Annotated in this window: 14 protein-coding genes and 1 pseudogene; 11 read left to right on the top strand and 4 right to left on the bottom strand. The window is 65.7% G+C overall.

Going from position 1 to position 16,241, the window contains the following annotated elements:
- Positions 1-161: 161 nt before the first annotated feature.
- Positions 162-857 (top strand): TetR family transcriptional regulator, encoded by a 696-nt coding sequence (locus ACSQ3M_RS19025; RefSeq protein ID WP_436151645.1) that lies wholly within the window; start codon positions 162-164, stop codon positions 855-857.
- 39 nt (positions 858-896) lie between these two features.
- Positions 897-974 (top strand): annotated as a pseudogene (locus ACSQ3M_RS19020) ((2Fe-2S)-binding protein); the annotation flags it as partial.
- 180 nt (positions 975-1,154) lie between these two features.
- Here ACSQ3M_RS19020 and ACSQ3M_RS19015 read toward each other — a convergent pair.
- Complete coding sequence (locus ACSQ3M_RS19015) at positions 1,155-2,123, bottom strand: hypothetical protein (protein ID WP_436151644.1); 969 nt, start codon at positions 2,121-2,123, stop codon at positions 1,155-1,157.
- 256 nt (positions 2,124-2,379) lie between these two features.
- Between ACSQ3M_RS19015 and pcaF the strand changes: the two genes are divergently transcribed.
- The 8 genes from pcaF to paaZ are packed head-to-tail and all read left to right on the top strand — an operon-like array spanning position 2,380 to position 10,192.
- The gene (gene pcaF, locus ACSQ3M_RS19010) at positions 2,380-3,585 is read left to right on the top strand and encodes a 3-oxoadipyl-CoA thiolase (RefSeq protein ID WP_436151643.1); all 1,206 of its coding nucleotides are present in this window, start codon (positions 2,380-2,382) and stop codon (positions 3,583-3,585) included.
- A 28-nt stretch (positions 3,586-3,613) separates the two neighbouring features.
- Complete coding sequence (gene paaA, locus ACSQ3M_RS19005) at positions 3,614-4,618, top strand: 1,2-phenylacetyl-CoA epoxidase subunit PaaA (protein ID WP_436151642.1); 1,005 nt, start codon at positions 3,614-3,616, stop codon at positions 4,616-4,618.
- A 28-nt stretch (positions 4,619-4,646) separates the two neighbouring features.
- On the top strand, positions 4,647-4,931 hold the full coding sequence (paaB, locus tag ACSQ3M_RS19000; RefSeq protein WP_129156722.1) for a 1,2-phenylacetyl-CoA epoxidase subunit PaaB: 285 nt from the start codon (positions 4,647-4,649) through the stop codon (positions 4,929-4,931).
- The gene (gene paaC, locus ACSQ3M_RS18995) at positions 4,931-5,698 is read left to right on the top strand and encodes a 1,2-phenylacetyl-CoA epoxidase subunit PaaC (RefSeq protein ID WP_436151641.1); all 768 of its coding nucleotides are present in this window, start codon (positions 4,931-4,933) and stop codon (positions 5,696-5,698) included. Before paaB ends, paaC begins: the two co-directional genes overlap by 1 nt.
- Positions 5,699-5,708: 10 nt before the next feature.
- On the top strand, positions 5,709-6,212 hold the full coding sequence (gene paaD / locus ACSQ3M_RS18990) for a 1,2-phenylacetyl-CoA epoxidase subunit PaaD (RefSeq protein WP_436151640.1): 504 nt from the start codon (positions 5,709-5,711) through the stop codon (positions 6,210-6,212).
- Between the two features lie 7 nt (positions 6,213-6,219).
- On the top strand, positions 6,220-7,293 hold the full coding sequence (gene paaE / locus ACSQ3M_RS18985; protein ID WP_436151639.1) for a 1,2-phenylacetyl-CoA epoxidase subunit PaaE: 1,074 nt from the start codon (positions 6,220-6,222) through the stop codon (positions 7,291-7,293).
- A complete protein-coding gene (locus ACSQ3M_RS18980; RefSeq protein ID WP_436151638.1) occupies positions 7,283-8,071 on the top strand; it encodes a Phenylacetic acid catabolic protein in 789 nt (262 codons plus the stop codon). The genes paaE and ACSQ3M_RS18980 overlap by 11 nt, the downstream gene beginning before the upstream one ends.
- 60 nt (positions 8,072-8,131) lie before the next feature.
- Positions 8,132-10,192, top strand: a complete 2,061-nt coding sequence (gene paaZ / locus ACSQ3M_RS18975; RefSeq protein WP_436151637.1) for a phenylacetic acid degradation bifunctional protein PaaZ — start codon at positions 8,132-8,134, stop codon at positions 10,190-10,192.
- A 27-nt stretch (positions 10,193-10,219) separates the two neighbouring features.
- Here the strand turns inward: paaZ and ACSQ3M_RS18970 are convergent, their stop codons facing one another.
- Positions 10,220-10,678, bottom strand: a complete 459-nt coding sequence (locus tag ACSQ3M_RS18970) for an Lrp/AsnC family transcriptional regulator (protein WP_436151636.1) — start codon at positions 10,676-10,678, stop codon at positions 10,220-10,222.
- A 147-nt stretch (positions 10,679-10,825) separates the two neighbouring features.
- Between ACSQ3M_RS18970 and ACSQ3M_RS18965 the strand changes: the two genes are divergently transcribed.
- Complete coding sequence (locus ACSQ3M_RS18965; protein WP_436151635.1) at positions 10,826-14,275, top strand: indolepyruvate ferredoxin oxidoreductase family protein; 3,450 nt, start codon at positions 10,826-10,828, stop codon at positions 14,273-14,275.
- A 28-nt stretch (positions 14,276-14,303) separates the two neighbouring features.
- Here the strand turns inward: ACSQ3M_RS18965 and ACSQ3M_RS18960 are convergent, their stop codons facing one another.
- Both ACSQ3M_RS18960 and paaK read right to left on the bottom strand, forming a co-directional pair.
- Complete coding sequence (locus ACSQ3M_RS18960) at positions 14,304-14,900, bottom strand: TetR/AcrR family transcriptional regulator (protein WP_436151634.1); 597 nt, start codon at positions 14,898-14,900, stop codon at positions 14,304-14,306.
- A 6-nt stretch (positions 14,901-14,906) separates the two neighbouring features.
- Positions 14,907-16,217 (bottom strand): phenylacetate--CoA ligase PaaK, encoded by a 1,311-nt coding sequence (gene paaK, locus ACSQ3M_RS18955; RefSeq protein WP_436151633.1) that lies wholly within the window; start codon positions 16,215-16,217, stop codon positions 14,907-14,909.
- Positions 16,218-16,241: the final 24 nt, after the last annotated feature.

Genomic DNA, 16,241 nt, shown 5'->3' with positions numbered 1-16,241 from the left:
GAACGGATCGGCCAGATGCGGTGATCGTCATGTTTCCTCCCTGCAATTAACCTACAGGATAATTGCAGGTTAATTAACCTGATGGATAATTGATGTCAAGCACCGCCAAATCGGCTAAGGAGGCAAGCACCATCGTCGGAACGGACAGCCGGGATCGCGGGATGAAAGCTGAGAGCGTGCGCATGCCGGCGAATGAGGAACCGACCAGGGCGCGCCGCCGAGACCGCGAGAAGACGAAGGGCGAAATCCTGCAGATCGCCTTCGAGGAATTCGCCGAGAATGGGCTCTCGGGCGCCAATGCCGACGCGATCGCCGCGCGGGCCGGGATCACCAAGCGACTGATCTTCTACTATTTCAACTCGAAGGAAGAGCTATTCACGGCCGTGCTGGAGATGGCCTACGGCAAGATGCGCCTGGCGGAGGAGGACCTCCATCTCGAGACGCTCGAGCCGGAGGCGGCGATCCGCCGGCTCGCCGAATTCACCTTCGACTTCCATCAGGCCAATCCCGAATTCGTCCGGCTCGTTGCGATCGAGAACATCCATCGCGGCAGGCACATCAACAGCAGCGAGAAGCTCAAGCAGATGACGCGACCGGTCATCGGCCAGATCGAGCGCATGCTGACCAAAGGCAAGAGCCTCGGCGCGATCAGGCCCGAGGTCGACGCCTACGAACTCCACGCCACGCTCAACGCCTTGTCCATTTTCTCCGTGGCGAACCGGCATACCTTCGAGGCGCAGTTTCGCTGGGACATGTCCTCACCCGAAGCAAAGGCCCGGCGCCGGGTGGAGATCGCCGAAGTGCTCTGGCGCTATGTCCGCGATAGTCAGCGCGCCTCGATTGCCGATGAGGAGTAGCGTGCTCCTGGATTTTGCCCGTGATCCAACAGGCTCCGGCGCGTCTGCTGCATCCCCTACCTCATCCCCGATCTCGGTTATTGCGCGGCTTGCCCGCTGCCGGCCGCCAAAGCCTGATCGAGCTTGGCATCCCGACTGCTGACCGTTCGTGTCATCAGAATTTGCGTTGGCGCCGATCCAGCCAGCGGCGTTCCGGCAGGCCGACAAACCTCGATTGCCGCCGTTGGCAGTTCGCGAACCGGCTTGCCCAAAAACCGACCTTCCCAGGGGGGAATGGGCCACATTTTGCCGCACCGATCACGCTGGCAGTGTTGCGCGCTCCGCCATCTGCACCAGCCCATAAGGATCGACGCTCATCGCCCGCGCGATCGCGATGTACTCGGCCACATCGAGCCGCCGTTCCTCGGTCTCGTATTTCGATAGGAGATAATCGTACTCAGGATAGGCCTTGCTCCAATACCGGCCGTAGTCGCTGCCCCCAGACCGAAGTCGTTGTGCCTCCGCCTGCAGGTCCGCGGCTGTCGGAACATGCTTCACCTTCGCGATCTTTTCCGGGAGCTTGAAATCAACGGATTCCTCTCCCTGTGTCGCGCTGAACCACTGCCCTGACAGCTTGATGCCGATGCCACGCCGTTCGAGGTCGCGGATGATGGCGTCGAGAACGAAAATCGCGCGCTCGACAGAAGCTTGCCCAACCGAGGTCGACGGGATGTCAGCCCCGCGAGCGAATACCACGCCGTTTTTGTCAGGTTTCGCAGTGCGAAGAACGGCGGCGACCTGAAGCAGCGCTGGATACGGCTTATCGACCTTGGCCCACTCGGCCCGCTTAGACCGCGCTCGCGCGACAACTTCGCGCTTCGGAGCCACGATTTTGGGGGTAGGCGCCGGTTCTGAAACGGGGAGCGGCGTGGTCGGCTGTGTCCCTTTGAAAGAAATGACCTCGAGCGCCGCATCCATCGTCGACATAAAAACTGCCTGCTTCGTCCGTCGGCCATCTGCCCTGTCGCGCCAAAACGCAGCCGTCGGCAAAGGCACGCGGTGGCTCTCGCAGATTTGTCTGATCTGCCATTCGGAGATGCCGAGATGCGCGGAAACCTGCGACAGTTCGTGCGACCAGATCGGATCATAGAGCTGGCGGCGGGTCAGGTTGGAAGTCATGCCGAAACCGAAAGGCAGCAGACGAGTCGTCGTCAGCGTGCCACTGCAATCGGATTTTCGTGAGACCGAAGCGCCGAAGAAGGTCCGCGGTTGCGGTCTCGCGCGCACGCACCGTTTCGGGAATGTCGGCCGGCCTCACGAGAGTCACCCCGAACTCTAATTGACCGACGCGCTAGTGTAGTCGCCGCCGCTTCCGAATTTGCAGCATACTGGGCATGGCATGCATGTAACTGCATGGCAGCGGCGCGGCCCAAGCTGACATGCGGCCGAAGAGTCCGATTGATCTCCACTCGAATTCGTGCAATTAAATGACCGACCGGTCGGTTGATAAAAACAGAGCGGCGGATAGCGGGGAGAAGCACCTTTGGCGGACGCTTTCATTTGCGATGCGGTTCGTACGCCCGTCGGCCGCTATGGCGGGGCGTTGGCGAGCGTGCGCGCCGATGATCTGGCCGCCATCCCGCTCGCGGCGTTGATGCAGCGCAACCCTTCTGTCGACTGGGCACGCGTCGACGACGTTATCCTCGGCTGCGCCAACCAGGCCGGCGAAGATAACCGTAATGTCGCGCGCATGGCCGTTCTGCTCTCGGGATTGCCGGTCGACGTGCCCGGCAGCACGGTCAACCGGCTCTGTGGCTCCGGCCTCGATGCGGTGGGTCTTGCGGCTCGCTCGATCCGCGCCGGCGACTGCGAGCTGATGATCGCCGGCGGCGTCGAGAGCATGTCGCGCGCGCCCTTCGTGATGCCGAAGGCCGACGCCGCCTTCTCGCGCTCGAACGCGGTCTACGACACGACGATCGGCTGGCGCTTCGTCAACCCGAAGCTGAAGAAGGCCTACGGCATCGATTCCATGCCCGAGACGGCCGACAATGTCGCGGCGGATTTTGGCGTCTCTCGCGCCGACCAGGATGCGTTCGCGCTGCGCAGCCAGCAGCGCTGGGCCGCCGCCCAGGCCGCCGGCCGTTTCGCCGATGAGCTGGCGCCGGTCTCCGTGCCGCAGAAAAAAGGCGATCCGCTCATCGTCGATCGTGACGAGCATCCGCGCTCCGACGTGACGCTCGAGCAACTGGCCAGGCTCAAGGGCGTGAACGGACCCGATCTCAGCGTGACGGCGGGCAACGCCTCGGGCGTCAATGATGGTGCTGCGGCGCTGATCGTGGCGAGCGAGAAGGCGGCGAAGGCCAACGGCCTGACGCCGCGCGCCCGGGTCGTCGCCATGGCGGCTGCCGGTGTCGCGCCGCGCGTCATGGGCATCGGCCCGGTGCCAGCCGTGCGCAAGGTGCTCGAGCGTGCCGGCATGGAGCTCGCGCAGATGGATGTGATCGAGCTGAACGAGGCTTTTGCGGCTCAGGGGCTCGCCGTGTTGCGTGAGCTTGGTCTGCCGGACGATGCGCCGCATGTGAACTCGAATGGCGGCGCGATCGCGCTCGGCCATCCCCTGGGCGCGAGCGGTGCCCGGCTGGCAACGACGGCGATGTGGCAACTCCAGCGCACCGGCGGGCGTTTCGCCCTCTGCACGATGTGCGTCGGCGTGGGCCAAGGGATTGCAGTGATCCTCGAGCGCGTCTGACGCGCGAACCGGAACAGGAGGCGAGCCGATGTATGCCCAGATGGTCAAGACCGAGGCGAAGCGGGTCCGCAGCCTCGACGAGATGGAGCCGCAGGAACGCGCCTTCCAGCAGCGCATCGATGCCGGCCAGAAGATCGAGCCGAAGGAGTGGATGCCGGAGGACTACCGCAAGACGCTGATCCGGCAGATCAGCCAGCATGCCCATTCCGAGATCGTCGGACAGCTGCCGGAGGGCAACTGGATCACCCGCGCCCCGACTCTTGAGCGCAAGGCGATCCTGCTCGCCAAGGTGCAAGACGAGGCCGGCCATGGCCTCTATCTCTACTGCGCGGCGGAGACGCTCGGCATCAGCCGCGACCAGATGTACGAGCAGCTCCATTCCGGCAAGGCGAAGTATTCCTCGATCTTCAACTATCCGACGCTGAGCTGGGCCGATATCGGCGCAATTGGCTGGCTGGTCGACGGTGCCGCGATCATGAACCAGGTGCCGCTGCAGCGCTGCTCCTACGGGCCCTATGCCCGCGCCATGGTGCGCATCTGCAAGGAAGAGAGTTTCCACCAGCGCCAGGGCTTCGACATCATGAGCGTGCTCTGCAAGGGCACACCCGAGCAGAAGGCGATGGCGCAGGATGCGTTGGACCGCTGGTGGTGGCCGTCGCTGATGATGTTCGGCCCCTCCGACGACGCCTCGGTGCATTCGGCGCAGTCGATGGCCTGGAACATCAAGCAGGATTCCAATGACGAGCTGCGCCAGAAGTTTGTCGACCAGACCGTGCCGCAGGCGAAGTTCCTCGGCCTCACCGTTCCCGATCCGGCCTTGGCCTGGAACGAGGCGAAGGGCGGCCATGATTTCGGCGAACCGGACTGGACCGAATTCTTCGCGGTGATCGCCGGCGAGGGGCCATGCAACCGCGAGCGGCTCGAGGCGCGGCGCAAGGCCTGGGATGACGGCGCCTGGTTCCGCGACGGGCTGAGCGCCCACGCGAACAAGCAGGCGGCCCGCCGGGACGCCGCCAGGATTGCCGCCGAGTAGCGCGTTCAGAAGCGACAGGAAGCAAGCAATGTCGAGCGAATGGCCCCTGTGGGAGGTCTTCATCCGCGGCCAGCACGGCCTCAACCACCGGCATGTCGGCAGCCTGCACGCGCCCGATGCCGAGATGGCGATCCATAATGCGCGCGACGTCTACACGCGCCGCAACGAGGGCGTCAGCATCTGGGTGGTGCGCTCCTCGGACATCGTCGCCAGTGCGCCTTCGGAAAAGGGGCCTCTCTTCGACCCCGCCAACGCAAAAGTCTACCGGCACCCGACCTTCTTCGATGTGCCGGACGAAGTGGGGCATATGTGATGACCGCCCTGGCCCCATTGCCCGCCGTCGCCGAGTTCGCGCTGCGCATGGGCGACAGCTGCCTCATTCTCGGCCATCGCAATTCGGAATGGTGCGGCCATGCCCCGGCGCTGGAAGAGGACATCGCGCTCGCCAACACCGCGCTCGACCTGATCGGCCAGACCCAGCTCTGGCTGGAGCTCGCCTGCGAGGCCGAGGGCAAGGGCCGGACATCCGACGAACTCGCCTTCCTGCGCGACGTCTCCGGCTACCGCAATCTCCTCTTGGTCGAGCAGCCCAACGGCGATTTCGGCCGCACGGTGATGCGGCAATATCTGTTCGACGCCTGGCATCTGCCGCTGCTGAAGGCTCTCATGGGCTCGACTGACAAGCGCATCGCCGCGATCGCCGAGAAGGCCGCCAAGGAGGCCGCCTATCATCTCGAGCGCAGCGCCGATCTGGTGATCCGCCTCGGCGACGGCACCAAGGAGAGCCACGCCCGCATGCAGGCGGCTGTGGATTTCCTCTGGCCCTATACGGGCGAGATGTTCATCGCCGATGCGGTCGACGAGGAACTGGCGGCGTCGGGCCTCGCGCCGGAGCCCGGCGCGCTCAAAGCTGCCTGGCAGGAGCATATCACGCGCACCTTCGCCGATGCGACCTTGAAGGCGCCGGAGAAGAGCTTCGCGCAGAAGGGCGGCCGGCGCGGCGTGCATTCCGAGCATCTCGGCTTCATACTGGCGCAGATGCAGTTCCTGCAGCGCGCCTATCCCGGCGCACGCTGGTGAGGGGACGCTGATGGATGCCGCCACCATCTCGCGCCCGGCCATCGCCGAAATCTGGTCCTGGTTGGGCGAGATCCCGGACCCGGAGATCCCGGTGATCTCGCTGGTCGATCTCGGCATCATCCGCGACGTCTCCTGGGTGGGCGACGTGCTGGAGGTGACGGTGACGCCAACCTATTCCGGCTGCCCGGCGACCGGCGTGATCAATTTCGAGATCGATCGCGGCTTGCGCGAGCACGGCATCGAGAAGATTTCGCTCAAGCGGCAATTGTCGCCGGCCTGGACCACCGCCTGGATCAGCGCCGACGGCCGCGCCAAGCTGCGCGACTACGGCATTGCGCCGCCGGTCGAGGGCACGGCCGCCTGCGCTGGCGCGCTGCGCCCGTTCGATGTCTCGTGTCCGCGCTGCGGCTCGGCCAGCACCGAGCGCGTCAGCCAGTTCGGCTCGACACCGTGCAAGGCGCATTTCCGCTGCACTGAGTGCCTGGAACCGTTCGACTACTTCAAGAGCATCTGAGGGACCGATGGCCCGCTTCTTTCCTTTGGAGGTCGCCGAAGTCCGTCGCGAAACCCGCGATGCGGTGGTCGTCACGCTCGCGCCGCGCAGCGAGGACTGCGCCGCCTTCGACTTCACGCAAGGCCAGTACCTGACCTTCCGTCGGAGCTTTGAGGGCGAAGAGCTGCGCCGGTCTTATTCGATCTGCGCCGGCAGGGACGAAGGCGTGCTCAAGGTCGGCATCAAGCGCGTCGACGGCGGCGCCTTCTCGACCTGGGCGAACGAGGAGCTGAAGGCCGGCGACTTGCTCGAAGCCATGCCGCCGATGGGCGCCTTCCATGTGCCGCTGAAGCCGGAGGAGGGACGGCACTATCTCGGCTTTGCCGGCGGCAGTGGCATCACGCCCGTGCTCTCGCTGATCAAGACGACGCTGGCGCGCGAGCCGAAATCGCGGTTCACGCTGGTCTACGGCAACCGTTCGATCCATTCGATCATGTTCCGCGAGGAGCTGGAGGACATCAAGAACGTCCATCTCGGCCGCTTCAACGTGGTCCATGTGCTGGAGAGCGAGGCGCAGGACGTCGAACTCTTCTCCGGCCGCATCGACGCCGAGAAATGCGCGAAGCTGTTCAAGGGCTGGATCAACATCGCCGCCATCGACATGGCCTTCATCTGCGGGCCCGAGCCGATGATGCTGGCGATCGCTGCGGCGCTGCGCGAGCACGGCCTGCGCGACGACCAGATCAAGTTCGAATTGTTCGCATCCGCGCCGCGCCGCGCCAAGCATGTCGTCAAGGCCGCTGCCGACAATGGCAAGGCCGCGACCTGCACCGCGACGATCACGCTCGACGGCATGACGCGGGTGATCGAGATGGCCAAGACCGGCGAGACCATCCTGGAGGCCGCGCTCGGTGCCAGCCTCGATGCGCCCTATGCCTGCAAGGCAGGCGTCTGCTCGACCTGCCGCGCCATGGTCGTCGAGGGCGAGGTCGAGATGGAGACCAATCACGCCCTCGAGGATTACGAGGTCCGGCAAGGCTATGTGCTGACCTGCCAGTGCTACCCGCTCTCCGACCGCGTGGTGGTGACCTATGACCAGTGAATCCGCCGGCACGGCCGCAGATTCGACCGGCTCCATGCCGCTCGATGAATATCTCGCGCAAGGCGGCAAGCTGACCACGCCCGAGAACGCGCCGCCGCGCTATCGCGGCGAACTGCTCAGGCTGATGGCGACCTTCGTCGACAGCGAACTCGCCGGTGCTGCCGGCTTCGCCGACATCATCAACCAGGGACCCGGCATCAAGGAGCGCATCGCCGCTTCCCGCATCGTGCTGGAGAAGCTCGACCATGCCGAGCGCGTGCTCGCCGTGATGGGCGAGTTCGGCGCCGACATCTCGCGCTACGCCAACCACCACCCCTGGACCGACCGTGTCGCACGCGACAGCGATCTCGGTGCTGCTCGCCATGGCGCCGACATGCGGCTCGCCGTGCTGCATTACCCGCTGCAGGGCTGGCTCGACGCGGTTGTGATGAACGTGCTGATGGGTCACGCGGTCACCATCCAGATCGACGAATTCACCAAGCTCTCCTACCAGCCGCTCGGCGAGATCTTCCGCGCCATCCTGCCGCGCGAGCGCCGGCATATGGAGCTCGGCGAGGAGGGCTTGCGGAAGCTGCTGGAGGATGCCGGCAACCGGCCGCTGGCCGCCACCTCCATCGCCTATTGGCGCCCACGCGTCGCGGCGAGCTTCGGCAGTGGCAGCTCGGCTCATTTCGAGACGCAGAAGAAGTTCGGCCTGCGCCAGACCGGCAATGCCGAGCTCGCCGCCGCCTGGCAGCGGCAGGTGGATGACGTGCTGCGTGCCGTCGGCATGGCCTGACCTGCACCAACCGATGACGGCGACAAGCCGCTGACCGCGATCGACAGGGGATTCCAAGGGATGAATGCGCCAGTGAAGACCGTCCGCCAGCTCGAATCCTTCATCGCCGGAGAATGGGTCCGCGGCGCCGGCAAGGCCGTGGCATTGCTCGATGCAGCGACCGGGGCGGAGGTCGCAACGATCGATGCCGGCGGCATCGACATGACGCGCGCGCTGCATCATGGCCGCGAGGCCGGCGGGCCAGCATTGCGCAAGCTGAGCTTCCATGAACGGGCCCTGATGCTGAAGGCGCTCGGCCAGGCGCTGATGGAGGCGAAGGAGGGGTTCTACGCCCTCTCCACCGCTACCGGCGCGACGCGCACCGACAGCTGGATCGACATCGAGGGCGGCATCGGCACCTTGCTGTCCTTCGCCTCGAAGGGTCGGCGCGAATTGCCGAATACGCGCACCCTCGTCGATGGCGATGTCGAACTCCTGTCGCGCGACAACAGCTTCTCCGGCCAGCACATTCTGACGCCGCTCGAAGGCGTCGCGATCCACATCAACGCCTTCAACTTCCCGTGCTGGGGCATGCTGGAGAAGCTGGCGCCGACGCTGCTCGCAGGCATGCCGGCGATCGTGAAGCCGGCGAGCCAGACCGCCTATCTGACCGAGCTGATGGTGCGCAGGATCATCGCGACCGGCATCCTGCCGAAGGGGGCGCTGCAGCTGATCAGCGGCTCGGTCGGCGATCTGCTCGACCATGTCGACTGCCAGGACGTCGTGACCTTCACCGGCTCGGCCGCAACCGGCCGCAAGCTCAAGACCCACAAGGCGATCGTCGAGCACTCGGTCCGCTTCACCATGGAGGCGGACTCGCTCAACGCGGCCATCCTCGGGCCGGATGCGGTGGCGGGGACCGAGGAGTTCGACCTCTTCGTCAAGGAAGTCGCCCGCGAAATGACCGTGAAGGCCGGGCAGAAATGCACGGCGATCCGCCGCGTGATCGCGCCGCGGGCCACGGTCGAGCCGCTGATCAAGGCGCTCGGCGACCGGCTCGCCAAGACCGCGCTCGGCAACCCCGGGGAGGAAGCGACGCGGATGGGCCCGCTCGCCAGCTTCGCCCAGCGCGACGAGGTCCGCGCCCGCATCGCGGAACTGCGCGGCGAGGCCGAGATCGTCGCCGGCGATCCCAGCCAAACCAATCTGACGTCGGGCGATGCGGAGGCCGGCGCCTTCCTCGGTCCCGTGCTGCTCTATTGCGATAAGCCCGGCGCCGCCAGGGCGGTGCACGATGTTGAGGCCTTCGGGCCGGTCAGCACGATCATCCCCTATGACAGCGCCGACGAGGCCGCGGAACTCGCGCGGCGCGGCAAGGGCAGCCTCGTCGCCTCGGTCTTCACCAATGACGCCGCTTTCGCCCGCGAGGCCGTGGAGGCACTCGGGCCGTGGCATGGCCGCGTCATGCTCGGCAACCGCGTCAGCGCCAAATCCTCGACCGGCCATGGCTCGCCCTTGCCGGTGCTGGTCCATGGTGGTCCCGGCCGCGCCGGCGGCGGCGAGGAGCTCGGCGGCATGCGCGCCGTCAAGCACTACATGCAGCGCACCGCGGTGCAGGGCGCGCCATGGCTCCTGTCAGAGGTCACAGGCCGCTGGATGCAGGGCGCGAAGGCGCGGCAGGACGGCATCCATCCCTTCCGCAAGTCGCTGGCCGAGTTGGAGATCGGCGATCAGCTCGTCACGGCCTCGCGCACGGTGACGCTGGAGGACATCGAGCATTTCGCCCATTTCACCGGCGACACCTTCTACGCCCATATGGACGAGGAGGCGGCCAAGGCGAACCCGTTCTTCGACGGCCGTGTCGCGCATGGCTATCTGATCGTGTCGTTTGCGGCCGGCCTGTTCGTCGATCCGGCGCCAGGCCCGGTGCTCGCCAATTACGGCGTCGACGCGTTGCGCTTCCTGACGCCGGTCAATCCGGGTGACGCTTTGCAGGTGACGCTGACCTGCAAGCAGATCAATCCGCGCGAGACCGAGGAGTACGGCGAGGTCCGTTGGGACTGCACGGTCAGCAACCAGGATGCCCAGCTCGTCGCGCAGTACGACGTGCTGACCATGGTGGCGAAGCGCTGGCCGCAATAGCGTCGACGCCAAGAAAAGCGGTGCCGGTCAGACCGGCACCGGCCCGTGCACCTTGATCTCCCTCAGGACGAGATTGGTACGGACATTGGCGATGCCCGGCAGCCTGAACAGGAAATGCTCCAGGAAATCGTTGTAGGCATCCTTGTCACGGCAGACGACATGCAGGTGGTAGTCGGCCTCGCCGGTGGTCGCGAAGCATTCCAGCACCTCCGGCCGCGCCGCCACGCGTGAGATGAAGGTCGTCACATGGTCGGCCTCATGGCGCACCAGCGCGACATGCACCACTGCGCTGAAGGCAAGCCCAGCCTTGGCCGGATCGACGACCGCGCGATAGCTCGCAATCACGCCGGCTTCCTCCAGGGCCCGCACCCGCCGCCAGCAGGCGGAAGCCGACATGCCCGCGCCCTCGGCCAGCTCTTGATTGGAGATGCGGGCGTCCGCCTGCAGCAGGGTGATCAGCTTGCGGTCCTGCTCAGTGAGTTCCATCGCCTCGTCCTGAAAGGATTATCCAGAATAGCGGTGATGTTCGGTCAGTTGTACCGAAGTGGCAACAGGAAACGGCAAACCAGGCAAATCTTTCCAGCCGGCCGAGTTTAGAATCGTCCGAATGAAACCTGTCGGGAGGCCCATGCCATGGCCGGTATCGCGTCGACCAGCCCGCTTTCCGACTATGCGTTGAGTGATCGCTACACCAGGACCTCCGGGCGCGCTTTCCTGACCGGCACCCAGGCGCTGGTCAGGATCGCGCTCGACCAGGCCCGGCGAGACCGCGCCGCAGGCCTTGCCACCGCCGGCTTCATCTCCGGCTATCGCGGCTCGCCGCTCGGCGGCGTCGACCTCGAATTGTGGCGCGCGGCGGAGCTGGTGAAGCAGCACGGCATCGAGTTCCTGCCAGCGGTCAACGAGGACCTTGCCGCCACCGCCGTGCTCGGCTCGCAGCAGGTCGAGACCAATCCGGACAGGACGGTCCAGGGCGTCTTCGGCCTCTGGTACGGCAAGGGTCCGGGCGTCGACCGGGCCGGGGATGCGCTGAAGCACGGCAATGCCTATGGCTCGTCGCCGCATGGCGGTGTGCTGGTGGTCGCTGGCGACGACCATGGCTGCGTCTCGTCGTCGATGCCGCACCAGTCCGATGTCGCCTTCATGGCCTGGTTCATGCCGACGCTGAATCCTGCTTCGGTCGGCGAATATCTCGCCTTCGGCGAGTACGGCTACGCGCTGTCGCGCTATTCCGGCATGTGGGTCGGTTTCAAGGCGATCTCGGAAACGGTGGAGAGCGGCCAGTCGGTCGCGCTGCCGGCGCCGCGTTTGTTCGAGGAGCCGGACTACACGCCGCCAGCCACCGGGCTGCATTACCGCTGGCCGGACTTGCCCGGACCGCAGATCGAAGAGCGCATGGAGGCCAAGAAGATGGCCGTCTTCGCCTTCGCGGAGGCGAACCCGATCGACCGGCGCATCTACGACATTCCAGGCGCATCCTTCGGCATCGTCACCACCGGCAAGGCGCATCTCGACCTGATGGAGGCGCTGCGTCTGCTCGGCCTCGACGAAGCGGCCTGCCGCAGCCACGGCATCGACATCTACAAGGTTGGCATGGTCTGGCCGCTGGCCCGCCGCTCCGCGCTCGAATTCGTGCGCGGCAAGGCGGAGATTCTCGTCGTCGAGGAGAAGCGCGGCATCATCGAGAGCCAGCTCAAGGAGTACTTCTACGACTATCCCGGCCATAAGCCGCATTCCATGGTCGGCAAGCGCGACGAGGACGGCAACCGCCTGATCTCCTGGATCGGGGAGTTGTCGCCGCGCCTGCTCGCGCCGATCGTGGCGAAGCGATTGGACGCGCTGTTTCCGGACCTTCGCCTCACCGAGCGGGCCGCGGCGCTCGCCCCCGAGGCCAGCAGGCTGATCCAGGTGGCCGGCGCGACGCGAACGCCCTATTTCTGCTCCGGCTGCCCGCACAACAGCTCGACCAAGGTGCCGGAGGGCTCGAAGGCGCTGGCGGGGATCGGCTGCCATTTCATGGCGAGTTGGATGGACCGCGAGACCAGCTCGCTGATCCAGATGGGCGGCGAAGGCGTCAACTGGGCGGCGTCCTCCCTGTTCACCGGCAGGGGCCACATCTTCCAGAATCTCGGCGAAGGCACCTATTACCATTCCGGCTCGATGGCGATCCGCCAGGCGATCGCCGCCAAGGCGAACATCACCTACAAGATCCTGTACAACGACGCCGTCGCCATGACCGGTGGCCAGCCCGTCGACGGGCCAATCAGCGTGCACGCCATCACGCAGGAGGTCCGCGCCGAGGGCGTCCTGCGCATCGCCCTGGTCTCCGACCAGCCGGAGAAATTCGCGCCCGCCAGCCTGCCGCATGGCGTGACCATCCACCACCGCCGTGAGCTCGATGCGGTCCAACGCGAACTGCGCGAGATCAAGGGCGTCTCGGTGCTGATCTACGAGCAGGCCTGCGCCACCGAGAAGCGCCGCCGGCGCAAGCGCGGCACGATGGTCGACCCGCAGCGCTTCGCCTACATCAACGATCTCGTCTGCGAGGGCTGCGGCGATTGCTCGGTGGCGTCGAACTGCCTCAGCGTCGAGCCGAAGGAGACGCCGTTCGGCCGCAAGCGGCAGATCAACCTCTCCAATTGCAACAAGGATTTCTCCTGTCTCGACGGCTTCTGCCCGAGCTTCGTGACGGTGGAGGGCGCTGTCCGCCGGAAGCGGCAGGGAAGCGGCGACGACTTTGCCGGCCGCGCTGCGCTGCTGCCGGTGCCGGCTCTGCCGTCACTCGACCGCCCCTACGACCTCCTCGTGACCGGCGTCGGCGGCACCGGCGTCGTCACGGTCGGCGCGTTGATCGCCATGGCGGCCCATCTCGAAGGCAAGGGCAGTTCGGTGCTCGACTTCACCGGCTTCGCCCAGAAGTTCGGGCCGGTGCTGTCCTTCCTGCGGCTTGCCGAAACGCCCGAGGCGATCTACCAGGTCCGCCTCGACAACGGCTCGGCGGATGCGCTCATCGGCTGCGACATCGTCGTATCGTCCTCGCCCAAGGCATCTGCAACTTATCGGGCCGGCATGCGCGCGCTGGTCAACATGGCGGAGATGCCGACCGGCGACATCGTTCGCCTGCGCGATGCGGACCTCGCGACACGCCGCCGACTGAAGGAAATCGAACGCGTGGCCGGCGCCGGGAATGTCCGTGCCATCGACGCCAATGCGCTGGCCGAGAACCTGTTCGGCGACGCCGTCTTCGCCAACATCGTCATGCTCGGCCATGCCTGGCAGCAGGGGCTGGTTCCCGTCGGGCTGGAGGCCCTCAACCGCGCCATCGAACTCAATGGCGTCGCGGTCGAGCGCAATCGGCAGGCTTTTGCCGCCGGGCGGCTCGCGGCCGCCGATCCGGCTGCGTTTGCGCCTGCCCCAGTTGCGTTCGAAACGGAGAGCCTGGACGAGGTGATCGCCCGGCGCGAGCGCTTCCTCGTGGATTATCAGGATGCGGCCTGGGCGCGACGTTACCGGGCTGGTGTCGACAAGGTCCGCGCGGCGGAAAAACCGTTCGACTCTGAGGTGCTCACCGACGCGGTCGCCCGCTCGCTGTTCAAGCTGATGTCCTACAAGGACGAATACGAGGTTGCGCGCCTGCATATGCAAACCGGCTTCCTTGATGAGCTGAAGCGCAGCTTCGCCGGCGATTTCAAAGTGAACTATCATTTCGCCCCGCCTTTCCTCGGTGGCGAAAAGGATCCGCGCGGACGGCCGCTGAAACGCCGTTTCGGCCAATGGATCCAGACGCCGCTGCGGTTCATGGCCAGGCTCAAGGGCCTGCGCGGCACGGCCTTCGACATCTTCGGCTACACGGCGGAGCGCAAGATGGAGCGCGCGCTGATCGGTTGGTACGAAGGCCTCATCGACGACATCGTGGCGCGGCTGCCCGCGCAGGCACCGGACGCGCTGGTGGCGCTCGCAAAGGCGCCGATGGATATCCGCGGCTACGGCCCGGTGAAGGAAGCCGCCGTCACGCAGGTCAAGGCGACGGTGGACAGGCTGCTGAAGGAGGCCGCAGTGACGGTTGCAAAGGAAGCCGCCTGACCGGGGCTTTTACGGTCGCTGCGATGGCCTACTTCATCGCGCCGGCGCCGTCGAGGAAGAGAGCGGTGACCATGTCGGCATAGCCTTCGCGGCTGAGCGCGCCGCTGGGCCGGAACCATGTGTAGACCCAGTTCAGGATGCCGAACAGCGACATGGTGACCGGCGTCACGCCGGCGCGGCTCTGTGCCAGCGCCGGGTTGATGTCGATCAGCACATCCGAGAACGCCTTGACGATCCTGCGCTCCATCTCGCGAAGTTCCAGCCTCTGCGCCTCGGTGAGCGAGCCCGTGCCGTTGAGCAGAACCTGATGGAAATTCGAGGCGGTGCGGTAGTTCTCGAGCACGCCGCCGATCAGGTGGCGCAGCCTAGCCCGAGGCTCGAGATCGGGCCGGTCAGCCGCGATGATCGCCTCTTCCAGCTCGACGAGATGGGTGCGGCCGATATCGAAGATCAGCAGGTCCTTGCTCGGATAGTAATGATAGAGCAGCGCCTTGGAGACGTTGTTCTCCTGAGCGATCTGCGCCATCGAGGCGCGCTCCATGCCGAGCTTGGTGAAGACGGCTGCGGCGCTGTCGAGAATGCTGCGCCGCTTCTCGTCGAAGTCGGCAGCCCTGGTCCGGGCCATCGCCTGCTACCCTTTCGGCCTGTTGTCGACGACGCGCCTCGCCTTTCCAGCCGAACGCTCGACCGAATCAGGATCGCCCACCATCACCTTGGTGCTGACTCCCACCACGCTTTTGATGTGGTGTGCAAGTTCCCTGCCGGAGGCGGTGCGCGCTGCCGCATCCGTGGCGGATGGCATGGCCTCGACATGTACGATCATGTCGTCCATGCGGCCGGCGCGCACGAGCTCGATCTGGAAATGCGGGGCCAGCCCAGCGCATTTCAGCAGCTGCTCCTCGACCTGCGTCGGGAAGATGTTGACGCCGCGCAGGATGATCATGTCGTCGCAACGGCCGGTGATCTTTTCGATCCGGCGCATGGCGCGCGCCGTGCCGGGCAAAAGCCGCGTCAGATCGCGGGTGCGATAGCGGATGATCGGTAGCGCTTCCTTGGTCAGCGAGGTGAAGACGAGTTCGCCGAGCTCGCCATCGGGAAGGACGTCGCCGGTCTCCGGATCGATGATCTCCGGATAGAAATGGTCTTCCCAGATGTGCAGCCCGTCCTTGGTCTCGACGCACTCGCAGGCGACGCCCGGGCCGATCACCTCCGACAGGCCGTAGATGTCGACGGCATGCATGTCGAAATCCTGCTGGATTTCCTCGCGCATCGCGTTGGTCCAGGGCTCGGCGCCGAAGATGCCGACCGCCAGCGAGGACTTACGCGGGTCGATGCCCTGACGGCGGAACTCGTCCAGGATCGACAGCATGTAGGACGGCGTCACCATGATGATGCGCGGCTTGAAGTCCTGGATCAGCGTCACCTGGCGCTCGGTCATGCCGCCGGAGATCGGAACGACCGTGCAGCCGAGCTTTTCGGCGCCGTAATGCGCGCCGAGCCCACCGGTGAACAGACCATAGCCATAGGCGACATGGCAGATGTCGCCGGCGCGGCCGCCCGCCGCCCGGATCGAGCGCGCGACGCAGGTCGCCCACATCTCGATGTCGTTCTGCGTATAGCCGACGACCGTCGGCTTGCCGGTGGTGCCGGAGGAAGCATGGATACGGGCGATCTTCTCGCGGGGGACCGCGAACATGCCGAATGGGTAGGTGTCGCGCAGATCCTGCTTCACCGTGAACGGGAATTTCGACAGGTCGGACAGCGTCTTCAGGTCGCCCGGATGCACGCCGGCCTTGTCGAACTGCGCGCTGTAATGCGGCGAGTTGCGATAGGCGTGCTCGATCGTCGTCTTCAATCGCGTCAGCTGGAGCGACGAAATCTCGTCGCGCGAGGCAGTTTCGATGGGGTCGAGATCGCCCGGACGGGGCGAAAGATCTTCCATATGCTTCCTCCGCTTTGTCTTTTT

Origin of the sequence: Allobosea sp. LjRoot90, assembly GCF_964254315.1 — a bacterium.
Taxonomy (GTDB): domain Bacteria; phylum Pseudomonadota; class Alphaproteobacteria; order Rhizobiales; family Beijerinckiaceae; genus Allobosea.
This window is presented reverse-complemented; position numbering and strand designations above follow the sequence as displayed.

What these genes read in the sequence shown, in the direction of transcription:
- ACSQ3M_RS19025 (WP_436151645.1), top strand. Translation starts at nt 162, where the DNA reads ATGAAAGCTGAGAGCGTGCGCATGCCGGCGAATGAGGAACCGACCAGG.
- paaA (WP_436151642.1), top strand. Translation starts at nt 3,614, where the DNA reads ATGTATGCCCAGATGGTCAAGACCGAGGCGAAGCGGGTCCGCAGCCTC.
- paaB (WP_129156722.1), top strand. Translation starts at nt 4,647, where the DNA reads ATGTCGAGCGAATGGCCCCTGTGGGAGGTCTTCATCCGCGGCCAGCAC.
- paaC (WP_436151641.1), top strand. Translation starts at nt 4,931, where the DNA reads ATGACCGCCCTGGCCCCATTGCCCGCCGTCGCCGAGTTCGCGCTGCGC.
- paaD (WP_436151640.1), top strand. Translation starts at nt 5,709, where the DNA reads ATGGATGCCGCCACCATCTCGCGCCCGGCCATCGCCGAAATCTGGTCC.
- paaE (WP_436151639.1), top strand. Translation starts at nt 6,220, where the DNA reads ATGGCCCGCTTCTTTCCTTTGGAGGTCGCCGAAGTCCGTCGCGAAACC.
- ACSQ3M_RS18980 (WP_436151638.1), top strand. Translation starts at nt 7,283, where the DNA reads ATGACCAGTGAATCCGCCGGCACGGCCGCAGATTCGACCGGCTCCATG.
- paaZ (WP_436151637.1), top strand. Translation starts at nt 8,132, where the DNA reads ATGAATGCGCCAGTGAAGACCGTCCGCCAGCTCGAATCCTTCATCGCC.
- ACSQ3M_RS18970 (WP_436151636.1), bottom strand. Translation starts at nt 10,678, where the DNA reads ATGGAACTCACTGAGCAGGACCGCAAGCTGATCACCCTGCTGCAGGCG.
- ACSQ3M_RS18965 (WP_436151635.1), top strand. Translation starts at nt 10,826, where the DNA reads ATGGCCGGTATCGCGTCGACCAGCCCGCTTTCCGACTATGCGTTGAGT.
- ACSQ3M_RS18960 (WP_436151634.1), bottom strand. Translation starts at nt 14,900, where the DNA reads ATGGCCCGGACCAGGGCTGCCGACTTCGACGAGAAGCGGCGCAGCATT.
- paaK (WP_436151633.1), bottom strand. Translation starts at nt 16,217, where the DNA reads ATGGAAGATCTTTCGCCCCGTCCGGGCGATCTCGACCCCATCGAAACT.